The 21,491-nt window shown below is 58.4% G+C and carries 16 protein-coding genes; 2 read left to right on the top strand and 14 right to left on the bottom strand.

Annotated features, from left to right (window positions below; all coding sequences use genetic code 11):
• Nucleotides 1-5 precede the first annotated feature (5 nt).
• The 8 genes from ACFO3S_RS16790 to ACFO3S_RS16825 form a co-directional block, all read right to left on the bottom strand.
• Nucleotides 6-1,649 (bottom strand): cbb3-type cytochrome c oxidase subunit I, encoded by a 1,644-nt coding sequence (locus ACFO3S_RS16790; RefSeq protein ID WP_378098569.1) that lies wholly within the window; start codon nucleotides 1,647-1,649, stop codon nucleotides 6-8.
• Nucleotides 1,650-1,664: 15 nt separating this feature from the next.
• Nucleotides 1,665-2,138, bottom strand: a complete 474-nt coding sequence (locus ACFO3S_RS16795) for a cytochrome c oxidase subunit II (protein WP_378098571.1) — start codon at nucleotides 2,136-2,138, stop codon at nucleotides 1,665-1,667.
• 17 nt (nucleotides 2,139-2,155) lie between these two features.
• On the bottom strand, nucleotides 2,156-2,302 hold the full coding sequence (locus ACFO3S_RS16800) for a cytochrome c oxidase subunit 2A (RefSeq protein WP_378098573.1): 147 nt from the start codon (nucleotides 2,300-2,302) through the stop codon (nucleotides 2,156-2,158).
• 152 nt (nucleotides 2,303-2,454) lie between these two features.
• Nucleotides 2,455-3,993: a TIGR02679 domain-containing protein gene (locus tag ACFO3S_RS16805; protein ID WP_378098575.1), complete on the bottom strand. Its 1,539-nt coding sequence runs from the start codon at nucleotides 3,991-3,993 to the stop codon at nucleotides 2,455-2,457.
• Entirely contained in the window at nucleotides 3,968-8,179 is a 4,212-nt protein-coding gene (locus ACFO3S_RS16810) for a TIGR02680 family protein (protein ID WP_378098576.1), read from the bottom strand. Before ACFO3S_RS16810 ends, ACFO3S_RS16805 begins: the two co-directional genes overlap by 26 nt.
• 17 nt (nucleotides 8,180-8,196) lie before the next feature.
• Complete coding sequence (locus ACFO3S_RS16815; protein WP_378098577.1) at nucleotides 8,197-9,447, bottom strand: TIGR02678 family protein; 1,251 nt, start codon at nucleotides 9,445-9,447, stop codon at nucleotides 8,197-8,199.
• Nucleotides 9,440-10,945 carry a TIGR02677 family protein gene (locus ACFO3S_RS16820; RefSeq protein ID WP_378098578.1) on the bottom strand — a complete coding sequence of 502 codons (1,506 nt, stop codon included), beginning with the start codon at nucleotides 10,943-10,945 and terminating at the stop codon, nucleotides 9,440-9,442. The genes ACFO3S_RS16815 and ACFO3S_RS16820 overlap by 8 nt, the downstream gene beginning before the upstream one ends.
• Before the next feature lie 240 nt (nucleotides 10,946-11,185).
• Nucleotides 11,186-11,929, bottom strand: coding sequence for a DUF3800 domain-containing protein (locus ACFO3S_RS16825; RefSeq protein ID WP_378098580.1), 744 nt, complete (start codon nucleotides 11,927-11,929; stop codon nucleotides 11,186-11,188).
• Between the two features lie 204 nt (nucleotides 11,930-12,133).
• Between ACFO3S_RS16825 and ACFO3S_RS16830 the strand changes: the two genes are divergently transcribed.
• Nucleotides 12,134-13,057 (top strand): hypothetical protein, encoded by a 924-nt coding sequence (locus tag ACFO3S_RS16830; protein ID WP_378098581.1) that lies wholly within the window; start codon nucleotides 12,134-12,136, stop codon nucleotides 13,055-13,057.
• A gap of 108 nt (nucleotides 13,058-13,165) precedes the next feature.
• Here the strand turns inward: ACFO3S_RS16830 and serS are convergent, their stop codons facing one another.
• From serS to ACFO3S_RS16860, 6 genes are all read right to left on the bottom strand, one after another.
• Nucleotides 13,166-14,452 (bottom strand): serine--tRNA ligase, encoded by a 1,287-nt coding sequence (gene serS, locus ACFO3S_RS16835; RefSeq protein WP_378098583.1) that lies wholly within the window; start codon nucleotides 14,450-14,452, stop codon nucleotides 13,166-13,168.
• A 12-nt stretch (nucleotides 14,453-14,464) separates the two neighbouring features.
• Nucleotides 14,465-14,944, bottom strand: coding sequence for an aminotransferase class V-fold PLP-dependent enzyme (locus tag ACFO3S_RS16840; RefSeq protein WP_378098585.1), 480 nt, complete (start codon nucleotides 14,942-14,944; stop codon nucleotides 14,465-14,467).
• Complete coding sequence (locus ACFO3S_RS16845) at nucleotides 14,856-15,551, bottom strand: aminotransferase class V-fold PLP-dependent enzyme (RefSeq protein ID WP_378098587.1); 696 nt, start codon at nucleotides 15,549-15,551, stop codon at nucleotides 14,856-14,858. Before ACFO3S_RS16845 ends, ACFO3S_RS16840 begins: the two co-directional genes overlap by 89 nt.
• A gap of 321 nt (nucleotides 15,552-15,872) precedes the next feature.
• A complete protein-coding gene (locus tag ACFO3S_RS16850) occupies nucleotides 15,873-17,732 on the bottom strand; it encodes an SLC13 family permease (RefSeq protein WP_378098588.1) in 1,860 nt (619 codons plus the stop codon).
• Between the two features lie 172 nt (nucleotides 17,733-17,904).
• Nucleotides 17,905-18,909: a S1C family serine protease gene (locus tag ACFO3S_RS16855; protein ID WP_378098590.1), complete on the bottom strand. Its 1,005-nt coding sequence runs from the start codon at nucleotides 18,907-18,909 to the stop codon at nucleotides 17,905-17,907.
• Nucleotides 18,910-19,015: 106 nt separating this feature from the next.
• Complete coding sequence (locus ACFO3S_RS16860; RefSeq protein ID WP_378098592.1) at nucleotides 19,016-20,746, bottom strand: methyl-accepting chemotaxis protein; 1,731 nt, start codon at nucleotides 20,744-20,746, stop codon at nucleotides 19,016-19,018.
• Nucleotides 20,747-21,019: 273 nt separating this feature from the next.
• On the opposite strand from ACFO3S_RS16860, the gene ACFO3S_RS16865 reads away from it, so the two are divergent.
• Nucleotides 21,020-21,478 (top strand): ion transporter, encoded by a 459-nt coding sequence (locus ACFO3S_RS16865; protein ID WP_378098594.1) that lies wholly within the window; start codon nucleotides 21,020-21,022, stop codon nucleotides 21,476-21,478.
• The last annotated feature ends 13 nt before the right edge of the window (nucleotides 21,479-21,491 follow it).

The following is a 21,491-nucleotide window of genomic DNA, read 5'->3' on the forward strand; positions in this document are numbered from 1 at the left end:
ACCGCCTACCAAGTGACGAAAGGAGGCGACCCCGGCGGCGAGTTGAAAATAAAATTGACCAGCGGAGCCACGTAAGCCATGGCGACGAGCAGCAGCATCGCGATAATCGTGTTCCCCCAGCGCTCGGTCCAGTACGGCGTCGGCGAGCCCTTCTCTTCGGGCTCGGCCAGCGGAAACTCCGTCTGCCCTTTGGGCGCGCGGAACATGAGAAAATAGGCGGCATACAGCTGAAGCGCCCCTCCGACCAGCAGGAAAGCCGCGCCGATCACAACGACGATCGTATACGGATCCCAGCTGGCCGCGACCGCATGATCCCCGTAGGTCGTGTAGGAGGTTCTGCGCGGAGCGCCCAGCAGACCGGCGATATGCATCGACGCCGTCATGAGCAGCATGCCGATCGCCCAGAAGATCGTCTGCACGACTCCCAGCTTGTTGATGCGCGGGGTCAGCACCCGCTTGGAGACGTACGGAATCAGCCAATAGCTGATGCCGAAGAAGGTCAGGATCACCGATGTGCCGACCGTCAGATGGAAGTGTCCGACGACCCACAGCGTATTGTGGACGACCTGGTTCAACTGGTTCGTCGTCTGCACGATGCCTCCCGCTCCGCCGGGAATGAACGCAACCATGGCGATGAACGGGGCCAGAAACCGGACGTCGCCCCACGGCAATTTCTTGAACCATCCGAGCAGCCCTCTGCCTCCCAGCTCCCTGCCCCGGCGCTCGAAGACGGAAAACATCGCGTACGCCGTCATCAGGGAAGGAACGGCGATGACGAGGCTCATGAAGACGTGCATGAATTTGAGCGACTGCGACATCCCCGGATCGACAATCTGATGGTGGAAGCCTCCGGGAATGTTGGTGACGACGAGGGCGATGACGACGAACCTCGTCAGGACGTCGCTAAACCTTCTGCCTCCGATGACCTTGGGCACGATCACGTACCAGGCCGATACCGCCGTCAAGTACCAGATGTTGACCAGCGTATGGCCGAACGACCAGAACAGCGTCCTGCTGACCATAACGTTGATCGTCTTCGTCCATCCGAACGCCCACGGGATGATCGTCAGCACCTCGACCGTCACGCCGAGGCTGCCGAAGAACAGCAGCACGAACACGCCGGTGGCGAAAAAGGACAGAATCGGCAGGTGCTTGCCCCGGTTGTTTTTTCTCCAGGTCGCAACCTGAACGAAAGCCCCGAACGCGCACATCCACACGCCCAGCACGATGAACACCAGGCCGATATAAAAGTAGGGCGAGGCTTTCATCGGCGGATAGAACGTATACATCACCGTGGCTTTGTTCATCAGAAGGGGAATGACGACAAACACGAAGCCGACGATTTTCAGCCCAAAGCCGGTCCACGCCATCTTCCTGACCTTCGGCAGCAGGCCGCCCAGCGTATGCGACAGAGCCGCGTAAAAGTAGCCGATCGTGAAAAACGCCGTCAACACGACGACCAGCACAATCCCATGCGTCGTCAACGCTTGATAATAGGTGAACCAGCTCGGCATTTCGAACAATCCCGCCCGCTCCGCCGCCTGCAGCAACCCCATGATGCCTCCCAGCAGCAGCGCAGCGAAGGCCGCGAACAAATACGTTTTCGACAGGACCGCGTCCCGCGGATGGGCTCCCAGCAGCTTATTCATTCGACTCGCCTCCTCTTAGACGACTTTGATGATCGTGCTCATGTATTGGTGCCCGGCTCCGCAGTATTCGTTGCAGACGACCAAATACTCGCCCGCCTCGCCGAACTTCTGCGTGATCTTCTGGATGTAGCCCGGCATGACCATCGCGTTGACGTTGGTGCCCGCCACTTCGAAGCCGTGCGTCACGTCCTTGGAGGTCAAAATAAAATGCACGGTCGAGCCTGCCGGAATCTCGATCTCGTACGGCGAGAAAGCGAACGACTCCAGCGTCATGACCACTTCGTACTCTCCATCGCCGATCTTGTGCACTCCCGGCTTGTCGAACGGGGCCGTCTGGTCGACCTTCTGCGGATCGATCGTCTCCATATGGCTCGGCGGCCCCATGTCCAAGGCGAACGTCTGGTATCCGGTTACGAGCATGAACGCGACCAGCAGGGAGACTCCGCAAATCAACCAGATTTCTTCGTAGCGATGCATGTTCAGCTTCATCTTCGTCCCTCCTCCGTCTACACTCTGGACATGAACAGACCGAACACCGCGACGAACAAAAGAGCAATAAAAGTTCCGACCATAAACACGGAAAATAAGGTTCCTTTTTGCGAGCCGACCTCGTCGTGACGACCCTCTTCGCGATTCGGTTTAACGGACTCCATCGCCGACCGCTCCTTTCGATGAATAATGCTTCCTGCTGTTATCGTAACGGCTCGGCGATTCAAGTTCGTGATAGGAATCACATTAACAGGAGAAAAAACAAAGCCCCCCGACAAGACGTCATAAAAACGTCAAATCGGGGCGCTCCTCCTGTTCAATGCAGAGCCTGTTCGAATGCATCGAGCCAGTCGCGCTCTAATTCATTCACCCACAGCTCCTGATGCAGCTTAAATCCCGCAGCCGCGATAATGCTTCCCAGCTTCGGCTCCCATGGAATATCGGCAGCTTCAAGGCGCAGCCTCTCCGCCTCCGTAAGCGGAATCCCGCGATGGGAATGGCGATTGTAGTGTCCCGAATTCATCCTCCAAGGTCGATAGCGCAGCGTAAACCTTTGCTGCAAGCCGAGGGCAATCTCGAGTCCTTTCACGTCCAGATCCCCCGAATACAAAAACTGCGGACCGTCTTCTTCTTGCGCAGGGTCCCCAAGAACGAGTTCAAGCAGCTTCACTACGGCTACGCTCGGCTGCCCGTTTACGCAGACGAGAAGAGGCAGCTCAGCCGCCCCGACCGAAGCTTGCATTTTTGTCCGGATTTGCTCGTACCGCTTCACGGCCGCATCCGTCAAAACGGCGAACACCGACGGATTCTCCACTGCGAATAGGGCAGAGCAGCGCAGCGTCCCTGGGGCCGCCCCTGCCATTTTTTCCACCTGCCGCAGCGTCAGCACCCGTTCTTCCCAGCGCAAATCCCATCCCGGCGCGAAAAACATCACTTGCGAAGACAGATCGTCGTCCGCCACGCCTCCCCGGCGATAACCCTCGCGAATTAGCTGAGCTTGCGAGAGGCTGGGTTCGCTGCGCTCCCTCCCAGGGGGATCCTCGTCAGCCTCCATGTCCGAGCAAGCTGCGGAGAATACGAATGGTTCCGCCTCGCGCGAATGAAAGCAAGCGACCAATCCCCACCAGAATAATCGCCCCAGCGGGTGTCTCCAATCCAGCGCATGGGCGTCGCCTGTCACCTGCGCGGAGAGAACGGGCAGTCGGATCGGCTCCCGTTCCGAACGGAGACCGGATCGAGCATGCACCTCGGCTAATGAGAGAAGCGCTCGAATCGCATTCGTTAACCCGTGTCTCGCCTCCTCCGGCGCGGACGCGAACAGTTTACGCAATATCCGTACTCCGGGAGACGTCTCTTCTCGCATGCCTTCAATCCATTCCGCAATCCGCCCTCTGCAAGACAGGAGCTCGCGTTCCGTCTCGCCCGCTTCTCCCGTTTCCCCGCACGGAGCTTGAACGGCGGATGCGCGCAGCGGCTCCATCGCTTCGCGAATCATCGCCTCCCACGACTCCGCGGTCGCCGCTCTCTGCTGGCCGCGCGTCCGCACCTCCGGCCCGTACAAAATCCGCAGCAGCTCCGGAATCGACAGTTGAAATCGGCTGGCGAGCATTAATCGCTCGAATCGGCGTATAGAGTAGCGATAGACAGACTGGCTTCGATCCGGCGTGTAAGTCCCGTAGAAGCCGTCCAGCGCCTCGAACTCTTCCTCCGTCGGGCGATTCAGCTCCACATAACCGCGCGGACGGGAATCCGACGCCTGGAACTTCGCGCGGAGCGCGGCAAGGAAGCGGCGAAACCCAGACTGTCCGAAATAAGCCCGGACAGCCTCCTCAAGCTTCGACTGGGCTTCGGTCATCTTGCTCCTTCTCTCCTCCGTCGGGAATATACTCTCTCGTTTTTCCGTTCCAACGGTAGCGGAACAGCGTAACGAAGCCCGCATCCTTCGGACGATAAATTTCGCAGATCGACAAGCGCGGCACCGTATCGTAACAGCCCCACAGCACCTGGGAAGTCATCATGTAGTCGAAATCCATCTGCGTGAGCAGGCCGAACAAGTCGCGAATATTTTCATCGTCCACCCCGGCGAAGGCCTCATCCAGCGAAATGATTTTCGGAGCCTCGGGCGCGGCATCCGCATAGCGGGAATACGTTGCGGCGAACAGCGGAATGTACATCGACATCGCTTTCTCCCCGCCGCTCAGCACGTTGAAGCGGGCATCGGTCAATTCCCGGTACTGCGCTTCCTCCCCTTTCTTGTAGCGCAGGGAAAACTGGAACCACGTCCGGTAATCCAGCATCTCGTACAGATGCTTGCGGAGCGACTCCCTCTCCTCCGCCGCTCCCTGCTTGGCCCACTGAATCCGGGAACGGAAGTGCGCGATCAGCCGCTCGACCTCCTCGTCGTGCAGCAGATGGGCGTCGCGCCGCAGCAGCGTCACCAGCTCGTCGCTGTTCAGCTCCTGCTCCGTCTGCGCGGCCTTGGGCAGCCATTGCAGCTGCAGCTTCAGCCCGCTCGACGTATTGCGCTCGGCCATCAGCCTGTTCATCGTCTTCATCCACAGCTCCGCGCGCTGAATGCGCTGGCGGATAGCTTTGCCGACGCTTCGCAAAATGATTTCCTCGAAGAGCTCGCGATCCTTCTCGCTTAGCAGTTCCTGCTGCTCCGCCAGAATCAGATTCATCTCCGCAAGCAATGCCCCCGGCCTCATCGGCCTCGTCCGGTCCCGCATCGACGACAGCGCGATGCGACCCTGCTCGTTGATCTCCGCTTCAATCGCGTATTCGCTCAGAAGATGCTTGGTCGCATTGTATTGATCCTGCAAGATGCTTCCCAACCGCTCCTTGCTCGTGCGGGACATGACCGTCTCGAGCAGGGACACGATCTGCCTGCAAGCCCGCATCAGTTCGTCCCGGCCGCCTTCCAGCGCCTGTGCGGCATGGACCGCGGGAGGCTCGCCGTCCGCCCCGTCAGGCTGCAGCTCGGGAATGAGCTGCAGGCCGAGCTCCTCGCGGAACGCCCGCTCAGATCGCTCCAGCCGCTCCAGCCGTTCGCTCTCCTGCTCCGCCAGCTGCCTCTGCCGCTCTCGCAGGCCGCCGAGACGGCCGGCCAGCTCCGCCCGCAGATCGGCGAGGCGCTGCTGCGCCTTCGCGGTCTCCTCGCGGCGAGCGCGCAGTCCGCTGATGCGCGCATGCAGATCGCTGATGCCGAGCTCCTCCATCAGCTTGCGCAGCTGCTCGACCTTTACTCGGCAGGTGTACAGCTTGTCCTGCTGCTCGTCGCGCTGCGCTTCCTCGTATTCCGCTTGCTCGGCATAGGCGGCGGCATCGGACGCATGCTTCTCCTCCTGCTTCGCCGCCTGCGCATAAATGCGCCAATCGGCGAGCAGCTCGGAGACGGTCTCCCGATAGCTCGAGACGGCATGCAGCGCTTCCCTGAGCGCTCTCGCATTTTTCAGCCGCCCCCACTGCGCGGTAGCCGCGATCAAATTCCGCTTAAGCTGCGCCCATTGCTCCTGCTGCGCCCGCAGTTCGTCCGCCTTGCGCGCCTCCTGCTCCATATACAATTGGAAGCGGGCCATCGCATCGTACTGGCCTTTCCAGGCTTCTTTCACGGCCGCATGAAGCTCCCCGTGCAGCGGAAACCGCTCCAGTTCCTCGCCGATGGCAGTGATGGAGGCTTCCAACTCCGCGATCCCGGCCGCCAGCTCGCCGAGCTGCCGCCCGCCTTCCTCGATCTCGCGGGTTAATCTCGCGATTTCGGCCAGCTTGAACTGCCTGCGCGCTTCCTTGCCGATATATTGCGCCCGGCGTTCCGCCGCTCCGACTTTCCCGGTCACCGCGCCGAACTGATAATAGTTGCTGCCGACGGTCACTCCTTGCGCTGAGCCTGCGGACAGCGTCACGGACCCGTCGAACCGTTCCCCCCATGCGAAGGAACGCAGCGCTTCTTCCACGACCCGCTCCGATACTCCGGATTCCGGCGACGGCATCGGCTTCAGCACATCCGCGAGCGTATAACCCCATTCCAGGGGAGCCGGCGCAATCCACGCTTCCTCGTCCTGATCCGTCGCCCGGCCGATCGCCCCGTCCGGTCTCACCCAGGCATCGAGCAGGCCGCTCTCCAGCAGCGTCTGCTCGATCGAAGCCTGCTCCTGCGGCGTAAGCGAGCTGCGGAACTCGCACAGCTCGAACAGCGGCGCTCCTTGTCCCGCGCCGTAACTTCTCCGCGTCGCGACGCGCGCCTCGCTGCGAGGCGGCTCCGGCTCGCGGGCGCTCTGCCATTCCCTCTTCTCCTCCTCCAGCTTGCGCATCTCGTCCCCGATCAGCTTAGCCTGCTGCCCCAGCTCCAGCTTGCGCACCACCAGCGACTGCTTCTGGCCGTCAGCCTCCTCCTTGGCCGGTCGCAGCACCGCTTCCAAATTCTGACGCTCGTAGGTCAAATCCGCGCTGGCCTCGAACAGAAGCTGAACCGCCCGCTCTCCAAGCTTCAGCTCCCGCAGCTCCTCCTTCCATTCCAGCACGCCTTCCTTCCAGCGGTGCAGCGCATCCTCGGCGGAGGCTTCCGCCGCTCTCATCGCCCGCTCGGCTTCGTCCCGCTGCGCCCGCATCCGGCCAAGCTCCCTGTCGTATTCGGCTACCCTGCGCTCCGCCTCCTGCTCCTGCTCGGCGAGCTTAAGCGCCTCCGCTACTGCCGTCCGGTGCTCTTCCAAGTCCTTGAGCCAGACTCCCGAGAACACGGTCTCTTCCGGAGGCCCCGGCATCCAGTAGCGATGGTACACGCCATGATGGCCGAATTCCATGTCGCCGGCCAGTCCTTCCAGATGCTCCAACGCATTCGTCTGATTCGTCAATTGTTCCGCCATCTCGGCTTGCGCTTTCTCTCGGGCATGCTGGGCCGCGTCCCGGCTGGCCAGCGCCGAGGCCAGCCGCTTCCGCGTCTGCTCCGCGTAATGCTGCGTTTCCTTCAGCGCCTGCTCGGCCTGCTCCAGCTCCCGCTGCTTTTCCATCGCTTCGCTGCGAGACAGCAGCTCCAGCTCCGAATCGATCGCCACCATTTGCTCTCGGGCAGCTTGCAGTTCCTCTTGCACTCTCGCTTCTTCCTTCAACTCCGCCTGCAGCTGCTTCAACAAGGCGCCGGACTGCCGATGCGTCTCATCGCTGTCGGCTTTGGCCTGCAGCAGCTGCTCGCCGCTCCGATATACGTGATAACGATTGTACTGCTCGTAGCTGCGGTTCAGCTTCGTCAGCTCCGCTTGATGCAGCTTCAGCTCGTCCAATCGGTCCGCCAACTGGTCCATGTCCTCCATCACCTCGGACAGCGGACGCAGCTCTTCCTCATGCAGAGGCGGAAGCGCCTGAACGAGCACCTCGTAGATCGCCGTCGGCTTCACATCCTTGGACAGCTTCGGGCTGCGAAGCTGAACGAGCAGCTGCAGCAAATCCGCATAAGCCTCCCGATCATGGAAGTGAAACAAAGTCCGGTTAACCAGATCGCGATAAGCCCCCTGCTCCTGCACGACTTGGCCGCCCGAGCCTATGTTTGTCTCGAGAGTCCTGCGGTCCAACGGATATTTGCCCGCTCCTTCCAGCTCCAGCACGCGATCGTACAGCCAAAAATCGTGGTTGATGCGCCTGCCGTCCTCCAGCACAAACCCCCAGAAGCCGACCTGGGAAGCTCCCTTGCGGGCTCTAAGGCCGATGCCGACCGTCTTGTAGATCCCCTTCATCGTATGACGGAACTCCACCCAGAGGTAGCCGGTTCTGTCGGTATGCTCGTCCTTCTCCCCTAACAGATAATACTCAATACGGCGGTCCTTCGACCCGAACGGGTCAAGTCTGTGAGGCCGCTTGTCTCCGTCCAGCACAAGAGGGAGGAAGCTCTGCATCGTCACCGACTTGCCCGATCCGTTGGCTCCCCGCAATACGAGGCGGCCATCCTCCAGCGCGAATTCCTCGTCTTCATAAAACCAAAAATTCAGAATGCCCGCGCGCGACATTTGCCATCGGCCCTGCCGCTGCGGGCTCGTCTCCAGCTCCTGCATCTCCAAGTCTCTCCCTCTCATCCCTTGTCCGTCTCATCGTCGTCAAACGAATAATCCGCATTCCAGCGAGAAAGAACCGCCGACACGACAAAACGCTCTCCCTGACCGCTCTCTTGCTGCCGCCACGAACCGAGACCCCATTCGGACATATGCGCCGTCAGCGTTTCCGCTAATTCGGCGAGCCCCATCGTGCGATGCTCTTTGCTCCAATAGTCCTCGAACTGTCTTTTGAGCGCATACACGATACTCTCTACGTCCGTACGAGTCAGCTCGATCGTTCCCTGCTCGGTGACGAACCAATCCCGCTCGCCTAATCTGCGACGAAGCTCCCCGGCAAACAGCAGCGCCAAGTCCGAGACGGCCGCCGCCGTAGGGAACAGATCGCATTCGCCGCTTAGCTCCGGATAGAAAAAATAAAGTCCTTCCCGGTAACGGGTGCCCTCCATGCCGAACATGAATTGCATATTGTCGATGATCGTGCGCCGCTGCGTGATCACATAGTACAGATCGTCCGGATGCCAGTCCGCGTCCGATATGGCCGGTTCCAGAAGCAGCCGGCGGAATACCCGGTGACGGCGCTTGCGCAGCTCTCCGTCCGCCGTCTCCGGGTAAACGATCAGCTCGTTATAGTCGTCCGGCGACCGATACTGCCCCAGCGGACGCGGAAAATGCCGAAGCACGTACCGCGTGCTCGGGGAGCATTCGTACAGCACGTTCCTCTGCCCGCTGTTGCCCGCCCATTCGGACTCGTCTCCGTCAATGCCGACAAGCACGCCAAGCTGCCGGAGCTTCTTCAGCGCCCGCACCATCGAGAGCCGGTGCTGATAATTTTCCCAATCGACGGGCGACCCCGCAGCAGCCGTCTGCTCGCCTACCTGTTCCACGATATCGGTCAGCACGAACTGGTCCAGCTCCGTCTTTCCCTCGAGAAACCAAAGCGCATAAGTGAAAAAGGTATAATCCCGCACTTCCCGAAATTCGGGGATTCCCATCCACGGCTGAGCGACAAGAGGAGCTTTGTCCAGCTTGGCCATCGTGCGGGTCAGGATGAGCACGAATCCGGTATACTCCGAAAACCAGTCCCTTAATTCGGTATATTGATCTTTAATCCAGTAAAAGATCTCCGGATCGGAATCTTTCGTAATCCACGTCCGGTTCAGCAAAGCGTGCGCGCAAGCCCGGCGACGCTCATTCCATTGCTCCGCGTCCGCCCGCTTGCTCGTTCGCATTCTGCGGATCGCATAAGACGTCGTCCCGCCTTTAGCCATGCGCGAACTCCCCTCTCGACACTTCAATTCGGTAGTTCGGCATCGTCAGATTGCCGTCCTCGCAGCGGAGCACCGCCGTATCGTCCGGTTCCGGCTTGCTCACCGACACCCTGCACCCGTCCGCCGTAACGAAAGACCGCGACTGGCCCGCCGAGCAACGGCCGATCCACTGCAGCAGCCGCATCCGCTCTTTCCCTTCCACCTCGGGCAGCTCGTCGATCCGGATCGAGCCGTAGCCGAGCATCCGTTCCGTAAAAGCCTGCTCCTCGGCAAGCAGCCCCCGAACCTGCTCCCGATGCGCCTCCCGCTTCGCGCCGTGGCTGCGCATCGGCTCGGAGGCCCCCTTCAGCACGCGCCTGCGGCTGCGGGTGCGGATCAGCCGAATATTCGGCGGCTCCTCCCAAGTGGAAGCGTCCGCGCGTTCCGTCTCGCGGCGATCTTCGCCCTGCAGATGGCGGGCCGGAAACAACCCAAATACATAGGCGGCGAAGCGATTCGCTTCCTCAAGCGTATCCATCGCCGCGAACCTCTCCGCGACCAGCTCCAGATCCAGCCGCCTGCTTGCCCCGCCGCGCCTGCGCTCCTGGAGGCGCACCGCGCTGCGAACGACTTTGGCGATCGTGTCCTTGGTCGCTTTCTCCAGAAGCGTAAGCTCGCTGACGTTGGCGGCGTCTCCCGCGAACCAACGCATCAGATTGCCCCAGCCTTGCCGGTATTCGCTCATCAGCTCTTCGGCCGATTTCCCTTCCTCCAGCCGCGGCTTGCGCAGCTCGTCCGCTGTCACATGCGACAAATAAAGCTCGGCAAGGGTCGGAGAGATCTGCTGCAGCTGACCCTCGATCCTGTACGCATTGCGCTGCAGACTCTTCACGAAATGCTGCAAATAGTTGACGAGATTTTCCTTCATAGCCAGAAAACCGTCCGTCGCCATCATCTCCTCCGCCTGAATCGAGTTCATGCTGGCGATGAAATCGGCGGCATTCTCGTGCATCGTCTTGAACGCCACGTAGAGCTTCTCCCAATGGTGCAGCGCCTCGCCTTCCCGCATTCCGTCCGCATTTACGCGAATTTGCTGAATACACTCCGCTATCGTATCGAAGTAGGTCGTCTCCAGCGAGCCTCCGTACCCTTTCACCTTCTCCAACGCTTCAAGCATCCGCTCGATCTCGATCGCATACGGAGTCAGCAAATATTGGCTCTTCTTGCGCATGTATTCTTCCAACGACAAAGCCCTCCCGCCGTCGTGACGGGAGGCCAGATTGCCCCAGCTTTTCAATTGCTCCAGATCCGAGATGCATTGCTCCAGCGTATAGTCGTCTATGACGTCCCAGGCTTGTACGCCCTCGAAGATTTCCTCCGGCTTAAGCCAGTACTTGAGTCGCTGATACTGCAAATAAACATATCGCATAATCGCGCGATAACGGGCCACGTTGATCGCATTTAAGTAATTCAGCTCGGGCACCTGCCTGAGCGCCGAAGCCGCTATCCTCTCGTTCACTACTACATTCCCTCCACTGACAGTTGGATAGTCATTATTTTACCATATCGAATAAACACGAATTTGTTGCCAAGTCGAACAGGCCATCCGGCTTCCGGATGGCCTGAATTCAGACTAAAATAAGACCAGCGCGAGGCGGCTCCTAGTCAGAACCACAACACCAGTCTTACGAAAAAGATAACTCCGATCCATGGAAAAGTCAACCCCTATCCTTGACATGAATTGCGGCGCATAAGCCTCTTATAGCAAAAGTCTGGAAGGAATTCGATATATTCCGTTTAACTGCTTGTTTGCATCGGGCGAAGGCACCGAGCAAGTCTGTTTATGAATTTTCTCATATAGTTCGTTAATCCAATTCGAAAAATCATCCGATTGCGAGCCAGCAATCCTCTGTTCATGATACTTTCTAATTAAACCCGCACACAAATCCGCTAGTTGAATCCCTTCTTCGACCTTGGAGCTTACAAAAAACGCCGACTCTACAATGGAGGTACATTGGTTGCCTTCTATTGAACGAAACAAGTAGTTTCTCATTTTGTGAGAAATGATCATATCGTTACCTTCGTCCTGGGAATCGAAACATACAAGACACTTGCTTGTTTTTAATGCCGCATAACCATTGATTCTCTGTAACAGAAACCGATAATGATTCGGAAAAGTACTTTTATCTACATCCAGTGGCCGTTCAGGTCGATCCATAACGATTGCAAATACTTTAACATCCAGCGAGCTATTCAGAACCTCGTTCACAACTCGTTCTGCGAACAATTTATTGTTGGTATTTCTGGTCAGGGACTTGGGCTTCAGGACATTTACAGCTTTTAATTCAACGTCAAATCTGCCAAAAATGTCCGTCTTGATTTTGTACATACGTTGGACGATAGAACGAACCGCTTCTTTAGGTATGCACACTGCTGCAAGGACCGGGTTTTGGGTGTCGTCGCTCGGATGAGGAAAACCACTCTCATCGATAAAGGCAAGCATTTTAATCCCCCGATTTTTGAAAGTTATTTAAGCTTGGCAACGTATTTGAAAAAACTTCAAGCCAAGTTACGTCTAATATAAGTCGAAACTTAGCGAAATTTCAATTGTCACCAATAGAGGAATGTCGAATGTACCAATTTGCAGTGGATGGGGAATATTCGTTCGCTTATAATTAAAATGAAGAAGATAGGGGAGGGAACTTTAATGGGAGATTTCCGTCAACTTTACCGACAGCTTAACATGCTTCCTAAAGAAAGAAAGTTGCCGCTTTATAAACAAATCTCCAAGCTTGTCGGTTATGAAGATTCGGCAAATCGCGAAGCAAAGTATAGCTCAAAGTGCGATATTATCTGCCCTAAATGCGGCAGCGCATCCCACGTTGTTGGTCACGGAACAACGAAACCCGGTTCTGATCGACGTAGATATAAGTGCAAAAGCTGTCTAAATCTTCGGGGAAATAAGGGATATACCTTTAACGACTACACTTCAGGAGTGCTCCACAAGCTTCGTTCTCCTAAGAATCTTGTAACTTTTCTGGAATTCATGCTTGAAGGATTGCCGCTTCGTAAAATAGCTGACGTTATGGGTATGAGCAAAACAACTGCACTTTCCTGGAGGCACAAGGTGCTGCACGCAATCTCGAAGCTCCATCCTCAACTTAATAGCGGAGTCATAGAAGTCATGGAGATTCCTGTTAAACCTTCCAGGAAAGGATTGCCGCGTAAAAATCGATCCAAATCTACTGCTGCAGCCCCAGATCGACTAATTGTTGCGCATAATCGCGACGGCCATGTGTTTCTTGGCACCAAAGATCAGTTGTCCCGTCTTACAGAACGTTATTTGACCGATGATTCTCTTCCAGCCTGGACGCTCCATAACGCTGTTTCTATTCAGCTGAATTGTTCAAAAGCCGCTCAACAGAGCTCCATAAGCATAAGACTACAACTCCTCCACACACGGAATGTCCAGTTACTGAGCGAGGAATTCCACAGCATGCACAGCACTTCAATGCGTGGTGTGGCAACCCGTAATCTGTCTCACTATGCGGCTTGGCAGCAATATCTAAGCAACACCAAGTCTCAGAAACCCATAGCCCGCCTGAGAAATCTTCTACATGTTTGCCTATAAATATTGTTTATAGACTTTTCTTTCGCGATAGAAAAATAGATTGCCCGAAAAGTTTTCTTCTTAAAATCCACTGTTAACCGGTACATTTCAACTTGTGAGTCTATCTAGCTATAAATCGTCCGACCGAAGCTCCTCCCTGCCGCCCAAATACGGCCGCAAAGCCTGGGGCACGTAAACCGAGCCGTCCGCCCGCTGATGGTTCTCCAGCAGCGGGATCAAAATACGCGGCGTCGCGATCGCCGTATTGTTCAGCGTATGGCAGTAGCGCAGCTTGCCTTCCCCGTCCCGGTAGCGGACGTTCGCTCTCCGCGCCTGGAAGTCGAGCAGATTCGAGGCCGAATGCGTCTCGCCGTAGGCTTGCCGGCTCGGCATCCACGTCTCGATGTCGTACTGCTTGTGCGTCTTCTGCGACATGTCGCCGATGCAGACGGCGACGATCCGATAAGGGAGCTCCAGCAGCTGCAAAATACGCTCGGCGTTGTCCGTGATTTCCTGAAGCAGCCGCTCCGACAGCTCGGGATCGTTCTCGCAGACGACGACCTGTTCGACCTTGGAGAATTGATGCACGCGGTACAGACCGTGAACGTCGCGCCCCGACGAGCCGATCTCCCTGCGGAAGCAGGCCGTCGCCGCCGCCAGCCGAATCGGGCCGTCCAGCTCGAGAATCTCTCCCGCGAGATACGACACCAAGCTCGCTTCCGATGTGCCGACCAGGTATCGGTCCTCTTTCGCAATCGCGAACACCTGGTCTTCTCCCGTCGGGAAAAATCCGGTATTCCGCAGCGTTTCGCCGCGCACCATCATCGGAACGTCCAGCGGGGTAAAGCCGCGGCTTTCCAATACGTCCATCGCCAGCTGCTGCACCGCCCGGTGCAAATGCCAGCCCGCTCCCTTCAACACGTACTGGCGCGCGCCTCCGATTTTCACCCCGCGCGGCAGGTCGACGATGCCGAGCCACTCCCCGAGCTCAACGTGGTCCAAGGGCGCGAATTCAAAGGCCGGCGGTTCTCCGACCCGCTTGAGCTCTACGTTGTCCGCATCCGATTTCCCTTCCGGCGTGTCCGCCGACACGGGATTGGGGACCAGCAGCAGCCGCTTCCGGCAGCCTGCCTCGACTTCGGCCAGCTCGGCCACCAATGCGCCCAATTCGTCGTTCGTCGCCTGAGCCTCCCTTCTGACCGGTTCCGCTTCCTCTCGGGCGCCTTGCTTCACGAGCCTTCCGATCAGTGCCGAATACCGGTTTCGCTCCCCGCGCAGCCTCTCGACCTTCCGGAGCAGCCCCCTTCTTCGTTCGTCCAGTTCCAGCAGCTCCGCCACGGACAGGGCAATGCCTTTGCCGTCGGCCGTCCGCTGCAGCAGCTCGCCGTGCTCGCGTATATACGCCATATCCAACATTCGGTCGTCCCCCTATCCGCATCTCCTGCGAAAATCGTTCATAAACTCGGCAAGCGCCTTGCAGGCTGCCTCGGGAACCGCGTTGTAAGCGGAAGCGCGCAGCCCGCCGACGCTGCGGTGGCCCGCCAGGCCGACAAAGCCCTCCCGCTCCGATTCCAGCACAAACCTCTTCTCCAGCGCCTCGTCCGCCATCCGCCATGTCGCGTTCATCATCGAGCGGTACGGCTTCTCCACGATCCCCCGGTAAAATCCGTCTCCGGCGTCGATCGCCTCGTAGAGGAATCCGATTTTCCGTTCGTTCCGCTTCTCCAGCTCCGGAATCCCCCCTTGGCGCGCCGTCCACTCCAGCATCAGCTTCATCATGTAGATGGCATGGACCGGAGGCGTATTATAGAGCGAACCGTTATCGGCGTAGGTGCGATACTGGAAGATCGCCGGAATGTCCGCGCTGCCCGCTCTTAACAGTTCTTCCCTGACGATGACGGCCGTCACCCCGGCGGGGCCGAGGTTTTTCTGAGCGGCCGCCATAGATCAGAGCGAACTTCGTCCAATCCAGCCTGCGGCTCAAAATGTCGCTCGTCATATCGCCGATCAGCGGAACCGTCCCAGTATCGGGAAAGTCGCGGAACTGCGAGCCTTCGATCGTATTGTTCGTGGTCATGTGAACGTAGGCGGTGCCCGGAGCCATCTCCATCCGCCGCACATCCGGGAGTCTCTTCCCTCCCTCCGCCTTGCCGCCGGTCAATGCCTCCGCTTGCCCGACCGCCAACGCTTCGCGGTAGGCCTTCTCCGCGAAGCTGCCGGATACGAGGTAGCGTCCGACTTTCCCGGGCTGAAGAAAATTCATCGGAACGAGCGCGAACTGGGCGCTGGCTCCCCCTCCCATGAACAATACCCGATAACCCGTCGGCAGTCCGGTCAGCTCCAGCAGCAGCCGCTCCGTCTCCTCGACGATCCGCTCCACCGCCCGGCTGCGATGCGACATCTCCAGCAGCGACAGTCCCTGATCTCCATACTCGACGAACGCTTCCTTAGCCTGCTTCAGCACTTCCAGCGGCAGCGCGGCCGGCCCCGGATTGAAATTCCAGCTTCTCTTCATGCTCCCTCAACCTTCCCTTAGTTAATTAGGTGAATACAACAAAGACGCTCCTCGTCCGAATTGGGACGAGGAGCGTCTGCTCGCGGTGCCACCCAACTTGACCGGAACGCGGCAGCGCTCCGACCCTCTTGGTTCCGCGATAACGGGCGGGTACGGTAAGCTTAGGATACGGCGCGGGCGACCGAGCCGTTCTTGACGAAAACGCCTCCGAGTTGGATGCTCTTCACAGGCATGATCCGAATGTGTAATTGTTGATTATACTAACGCCTTCGCCGTCATCTGTCAACAGCCTGCCGTCGCGTCTGTCGTCACATCTCGCCGTCAAAAAGGAAAAAATAGCGGAAGAACGGCGACCATCACGACGCCCATCAGCAGCTGAAGCGGCAGCCCGACCTTGAGGTAATGCGAGAACCGGTAACGACCGGCCGACATGACCAGCGCGTTGGGCGGCGTGGAGAACGGGGAAGCGAAGCACATCGTCGCCCCGACCGCCACGGCGAACAGAAACGGATACGGACTGACGCCAAGCTGCAGAGCCGCGGCAAGCGCGATCGGCGCCAGCAGAATGGCGCAAGCCGTGTTGCTGATAAACAAGGTCAGAATCGACGTCGTGAAGTACACGCCCGCCAGCAGAACGAGCGGCCCGTAACCGCCGAGCAGGCTGACCATGCCGTCGGACAACAGCGCCGCCGCCCCCGTCTTCTCGATGGCAATCGACATCGGGATCATGCCGCCGATGAGCACGACGCTCTCCCAGTTGATCGTCTTGTACGCGTCCTCCATACTTCTTACGCAGCGGAACGCGACCATCAGCACCGCCGCAAGCATCACCGACGCCACAGCCGGAATCAGCTCGGTGACCAACAGTCCGACCATCAAGGCCATAATGCCTGCGGCGATCGGCGCCTTATTGTCCATCGTCACCTTGCGGGCTTCCTCCATCGGCTGCCCGACGACGACGACGTCCGGATCGGAGGCCAATCTTGCGATATCCTTCCACGTTCCCTGAACGAGCATCGCGTCTCCAAGACGCATCTTCTCTTCCTTCAAATTATGCAACAGATACTGGTCCCTCCGCTGAATGCCGAGAATGTTCACCCGGTACTGCTCCCGAAAGCCGGATTCCTTGATCAGCAAGTTGATCAGCCGCGAAGTCGGCGCCAGCATGACCTCGGCAATGCCGACATCACCCGTCGCATACTGTTCCGAATCGGCCGTTCTCTTATTCTCCGGAACGCGGCGGTCCAGCATGCGGAGGCCGCCGGCCTCGGCGAACGCCTGAACGCGCTCGAAGGGCCCGTGGACGTACAGAATGTCCTCTTCCTCGATCACCGTGTTCGAATCGGCGATCTCCTGGTTGATCGTTTTGAAAAACTGGTTTTTCGCCGACATTTTGCGCCGGACTTCGATGATGTTCAAGGCGTGCTTCCCGGAAATGTCCAGTTCCTGCAGCTTCCTGCCGCAGATCGCCGAACCGGCTCCGACCTGAACGCGGTACAGGTTCTGCCTGAGCTGATACTGCCGGGCCAGATCCTGCAGAGAACGCTCCTTGGCTCCGTTGTTGTCGCCTTCGTTATGCGGTAGGAACCGGCGAAGGAACAGCATCGCCGCGATTCCGACGATGATGCAGATGAGACCGATCGGAGTGAAGGTGAAAAAGGAAACGCCCCCGTACCCCGCCGACTGCAGCGTCTCCTGAATGACGAGATTGGGCGGCGTTCCGATCAAGGTCAGCATGCCCCCGAGGCTGCCGGCGAAGGCCAGCGGCATCAGCAGCCGCCCCGGATTCGTCCCTGCGCTCATCGCCAGACTGACGACGATCGGCATCATGACGGCGATCGTCCCGGTATTGCTCACGAACGCGCCAATCGCCGAAGTGACGGTCATGATCATCACGAGCAGCCGAGTCTCGTTCGTGCCGGCCAGCTGCAGCATTTTGCTGCTCATCATTTTCGCCAGTCCGGTCTGGAAGATCCCGCCGCCCACGACGAACAAGCCGATCATCATGATGACGACGGAATTGGAGAAGCCCGACAGCGCCTCGGCCGGCGTCAGAATATCGCCCAGCATAAACAGAAGAAGCGCTCCGACGGCTACCAGGTCGGAACGCACTTTACCGGATATGAAAAAAATAGAGGCTAGAGTCAGCAGCGCTAGAGTAGCGATCATCGGTCCGTTCACGGTAGGGCTCCCGTTCGATAGATTGGCGGTCGTCCATATCGGGCGCTCTGCCTTGCTCCCATTTAAGCACGGTTAATCCGCGGCAGTCAACCTTCCGGAATTTGACAATATCGTGACCAACTCTCCCGTCCGGGGACGGCATTCGGCCAAATTCTCTCGTACGGACCGAAGCTTAGGACGCGGCCGATTTCGCGTTCATCAACCCGCTTAACGCTTCTTGGATAACCGTGGACGGAATCGCGAACCCGATGCCCTGCGCTTCGGCGTTAACGGCCGTGTTCATCCCGACGACTTCGCCTTGCTCGTTCAGCAGCGGTCCGCCCGAATTGCCGGAGTTGATCGAGGCGTCGGTCTGCAGCAGGTTTCGGTACGTATGGCTGCCCTGTTCGTCGGCGATTGTAATCTCGCGCCCTTTGGCGCTGAGAACGCCCAGTGTCATCGTATGATCCAGTCCGTACGGATTGCCTATGGCGATGACCCAATCTCCGATGCTCGTCTGATCGGCGTCGCCCAGCTTCAGCGCGGGAAACGCTTGTCCGTCCGGGCTTTCGACCTTCAGCACGGCCAGGTCGAGCTCGTAGCTCGCCCCTACGACGCTGGCCGTCAGCGGCTCGTCATCGCCTTGGACCGTCACCTTAAGCTCGTCCGCGTCCGCAATGACGTGCTCGTTGGTCAGAATATAACCGTCCGTCGAGAAAAAGAAGCCCGTTCCCGATCCGGTCAGCACCGGCTCGCTTGCCGAACGCTGCTGTCCGCCTCCCCTGCCTCCGAAAAAGCTTCTCGGGGAGAACGCTTGGACGGCGTAGCTTTCGATTTTGACGACTGCCGGGCTGACCGACTCGAATACGGCAGCGATATCGCCCTTGCTCTTCATCGAAGCCGTCATTCCGGAGGCGGCCGGCCCCGTCGAATCCGCCGACGAATCGCTTGCCGAGCTTTCCCCTCCGAACAGGCCGCTGCGGTCTGCGGCATAGCCGAACCCTCCGACCAGCATCGCCCCGACCAGGAAGGAGGCCAGATAAGCGGTGAACGAAACGCCGTTTCGGCGCTTGTTCGGGATACCGCTTCCCGGGGAAGACGGACTGCGGAAGGCCGACATTTCCTTCTCATAAGAAGCGACTAGCGGAGTATCATAACTCTTCTTCGGCTCGCTGCGCTCATTGTTGATGTCGTTCATTTCTATCATCCTCCCGTTTATCGTCTATGCTCCTATCATGGAGGACGGAGCTTAAACGGAACTTAATCGAGAGTAAAAGATAGATGAAGATCGCATAGGCGAATCGCTACAGCTTAAACTTGGCTACGGCGGCCTCCAGACGGTTGCTTCGCTCCCGCAGCATGCCTGCCGTATCGGCGATCAGCTTGGCCGCCTCCGACTGGTGGGCGGACATCCGTTCGATCGACCCGGTGCTTTTCGCCGTCCGCGCGGAAATCTGCGAAATCTGTTCCGCCGATGCGGCCACCTCCTCGGCGCTGGCCAGCACCTCTTCGATCACTGCCGATACCTCCTGAATTTGCCCGTTCACGTGGCCGAAGCGCTCCATCGTAAGGTTGAACAGCGTCTCCGCCCGATCGGACAGCTCGGAGCCCTGCCTCATTCCTTCGTTGCCGATCTGCATCCGCTCGTCAATCTGACGGGACTCCTGCTTAATCTGATGCAGCAGCGACGTGATTCTCTCCACGGATTCGGACGAAGACTCCGCCAGCTTACGCACTTCGCCGGCCACGACCGCGAAGCCCGCACCGTGCTCGCCCGCCCTGGCCGCTTCGATAGAGGCGTTCAGCGCCAGCAGCTTCGTCTGATCGGCGATGTCCGTAATCGATCTCAGCACAGGCTCGATCTCCTCCATATAAGTGTTGAGCTCTCGAACCGATTGCGTCGTCTGCACGGCCACCGCGGCCATCGCCAGCACCTGCTCCCGCAGGCTGCGGATCGAATCGGAGCCTTCCTCGGCGGAATCCAGCGCTTCGCCAGAAGCCTCGGTGACGCTGCTCGACGCTTCCGAAGCCTTGTGAATGGCCGCTGTAATATCCTCCATCGCTTTGGCGCTTTGCGCCGCTCCGATACGCTGACTGTCGGCTCCGTCCGCCAGCTGCGCCGCGGCTTGCTCCAATTCGGCGTTCATCGCGATCATCCGCTCCGCTTCGGAGCCGAACCGCTCGGTCGACTGCACGAGATCGCGGGCGGTCAGCTCGATATCCTTCAGGACCTCCCCGAGCGTCACGCCAAGCCTCTCGATCATCCTCATCATCGCGGAATAAGCCTGTCCGATTTCGTCGTTCGGGCTTGACCGGCCCGCTCCCAGATGGGCTTTCGCTTCGGCCAGGTCTCCCCGGGCCATCGCTTCCGCTCCGCGAACGATCGCACCGAGCGGGCGCAGCGCCCGGGATAAGAACAATACGATCAAGACGAAAAAGACGATCGTCAGCACGCCCGTCAGAACGAACAGCAAGGTGTTCTCCCCGATCACCTCCCGGTAGATCGTCTGAGATACGGAGACGTCCGTGTCAATCCCGATCGCGCCGATCACCTCTCCGCTTCCGTTGCGCAGAGGAGCGAAGGACGAGATGTAATTCCCGTATTCCGGATTGCGAATAATGCCCGTCTTGGCCGACCGTCCGTCCAGGATCGCATCGATCGCCTCGCGCGGCATATCGGTCACTTCACCGATGGGGGAAGCCGCGTCCGAATCCCTCGGCTGGCCGTCGATGAGCAGCAGCGGCTGCTTCTGCTCGTCTATTTTCACCGTATACACATACAAGGCGCCGATCTGCAGGCGGTAACGGTTGATTTCCTCGCGCAGGCTCCAGTACAGCTCGTTCTCTTGAGCGTCCTGCAGAAAATTTTCGTAGGCCTGCAGGTCGAATTGTCCCGCATAAGCCTCCGCCGTATGAATGCTGAACTGACCGATCGCTTCCTCGCTTGCCTTTTTCGTATTCTCGATCTGCATATAGACGAGCGCGCTTGACAAAAGAACCAAAACGGCCAGAATAAATGCCGATAGCTTCGACACGAGACGACTCCTGAATCTGATCATGGTGTCCATACCTCTCTGACTTTAGTCGGGGAATTAAAGAAATCCTTAGTACTTTCGACATGATTCCTGGTTTTTCCTTCCTAGAAGCACGACAAAAAGCCGCGCCAACCTCGGTTAAGGGGTCATCCTGCAGGAAGTGTTCCAATCCGGGCGTGCACCAATCCCCATCCGGAAGCTTCTCCTCTAGCTTGTCCGCCCGAAAACGTGCTACACTAAATCCAGTTTCGAGCAGGAGGCGCGCGCCCAGCTATGTCCAAGGCCTACTTCAAAAAGTGGTACTTAATCGTATCTCTAATCCTCTCCCTCTATCTCGTTTTCGTGACCGTTCTAAGCTTCACCTCCGTTTCCAAGGCCATCAGAGCGCCTCTTGAGACGGCTGCATACTGCATTTTATGGTTTTTCGTGATCGAGTTGGGCGTGCTGTTCTTCCTTACGAAGGATGTGCGCAGGTTTTTCAAGGAGCAATGGCTGAGCATTCTCGCCGTGGTCTCTTCGATTTCCGTGACGCAGTTCGTCGATGCGGTCGTCGGTCTCGGTTCGTTAACGGGGCTAAGCGCATTGAAGGGGCTGAAGGGGTTAAAAGCGTTGAAGGGGCTAAAGCTGTTTAAAGCTGCGAAAGGCGTCAAAGTGGCGAAGTCGTATAAAATCGGCAAAAAGGCGTCCAAGGCCGCCAAGGAAGTCGAGCTTCTGGAGGCCCGGCGGAGATAGCCGGGCGGCACGG

This window comes from Cohnella hongkongensis, assembly GCF_042654645.1.
GTDB classification, from domain to species: Bacteria; Bacillota; Bacilli; order Paenibacillales; family Paenibacillaceae; genus Cohnella; species Cohnella hongkongensis.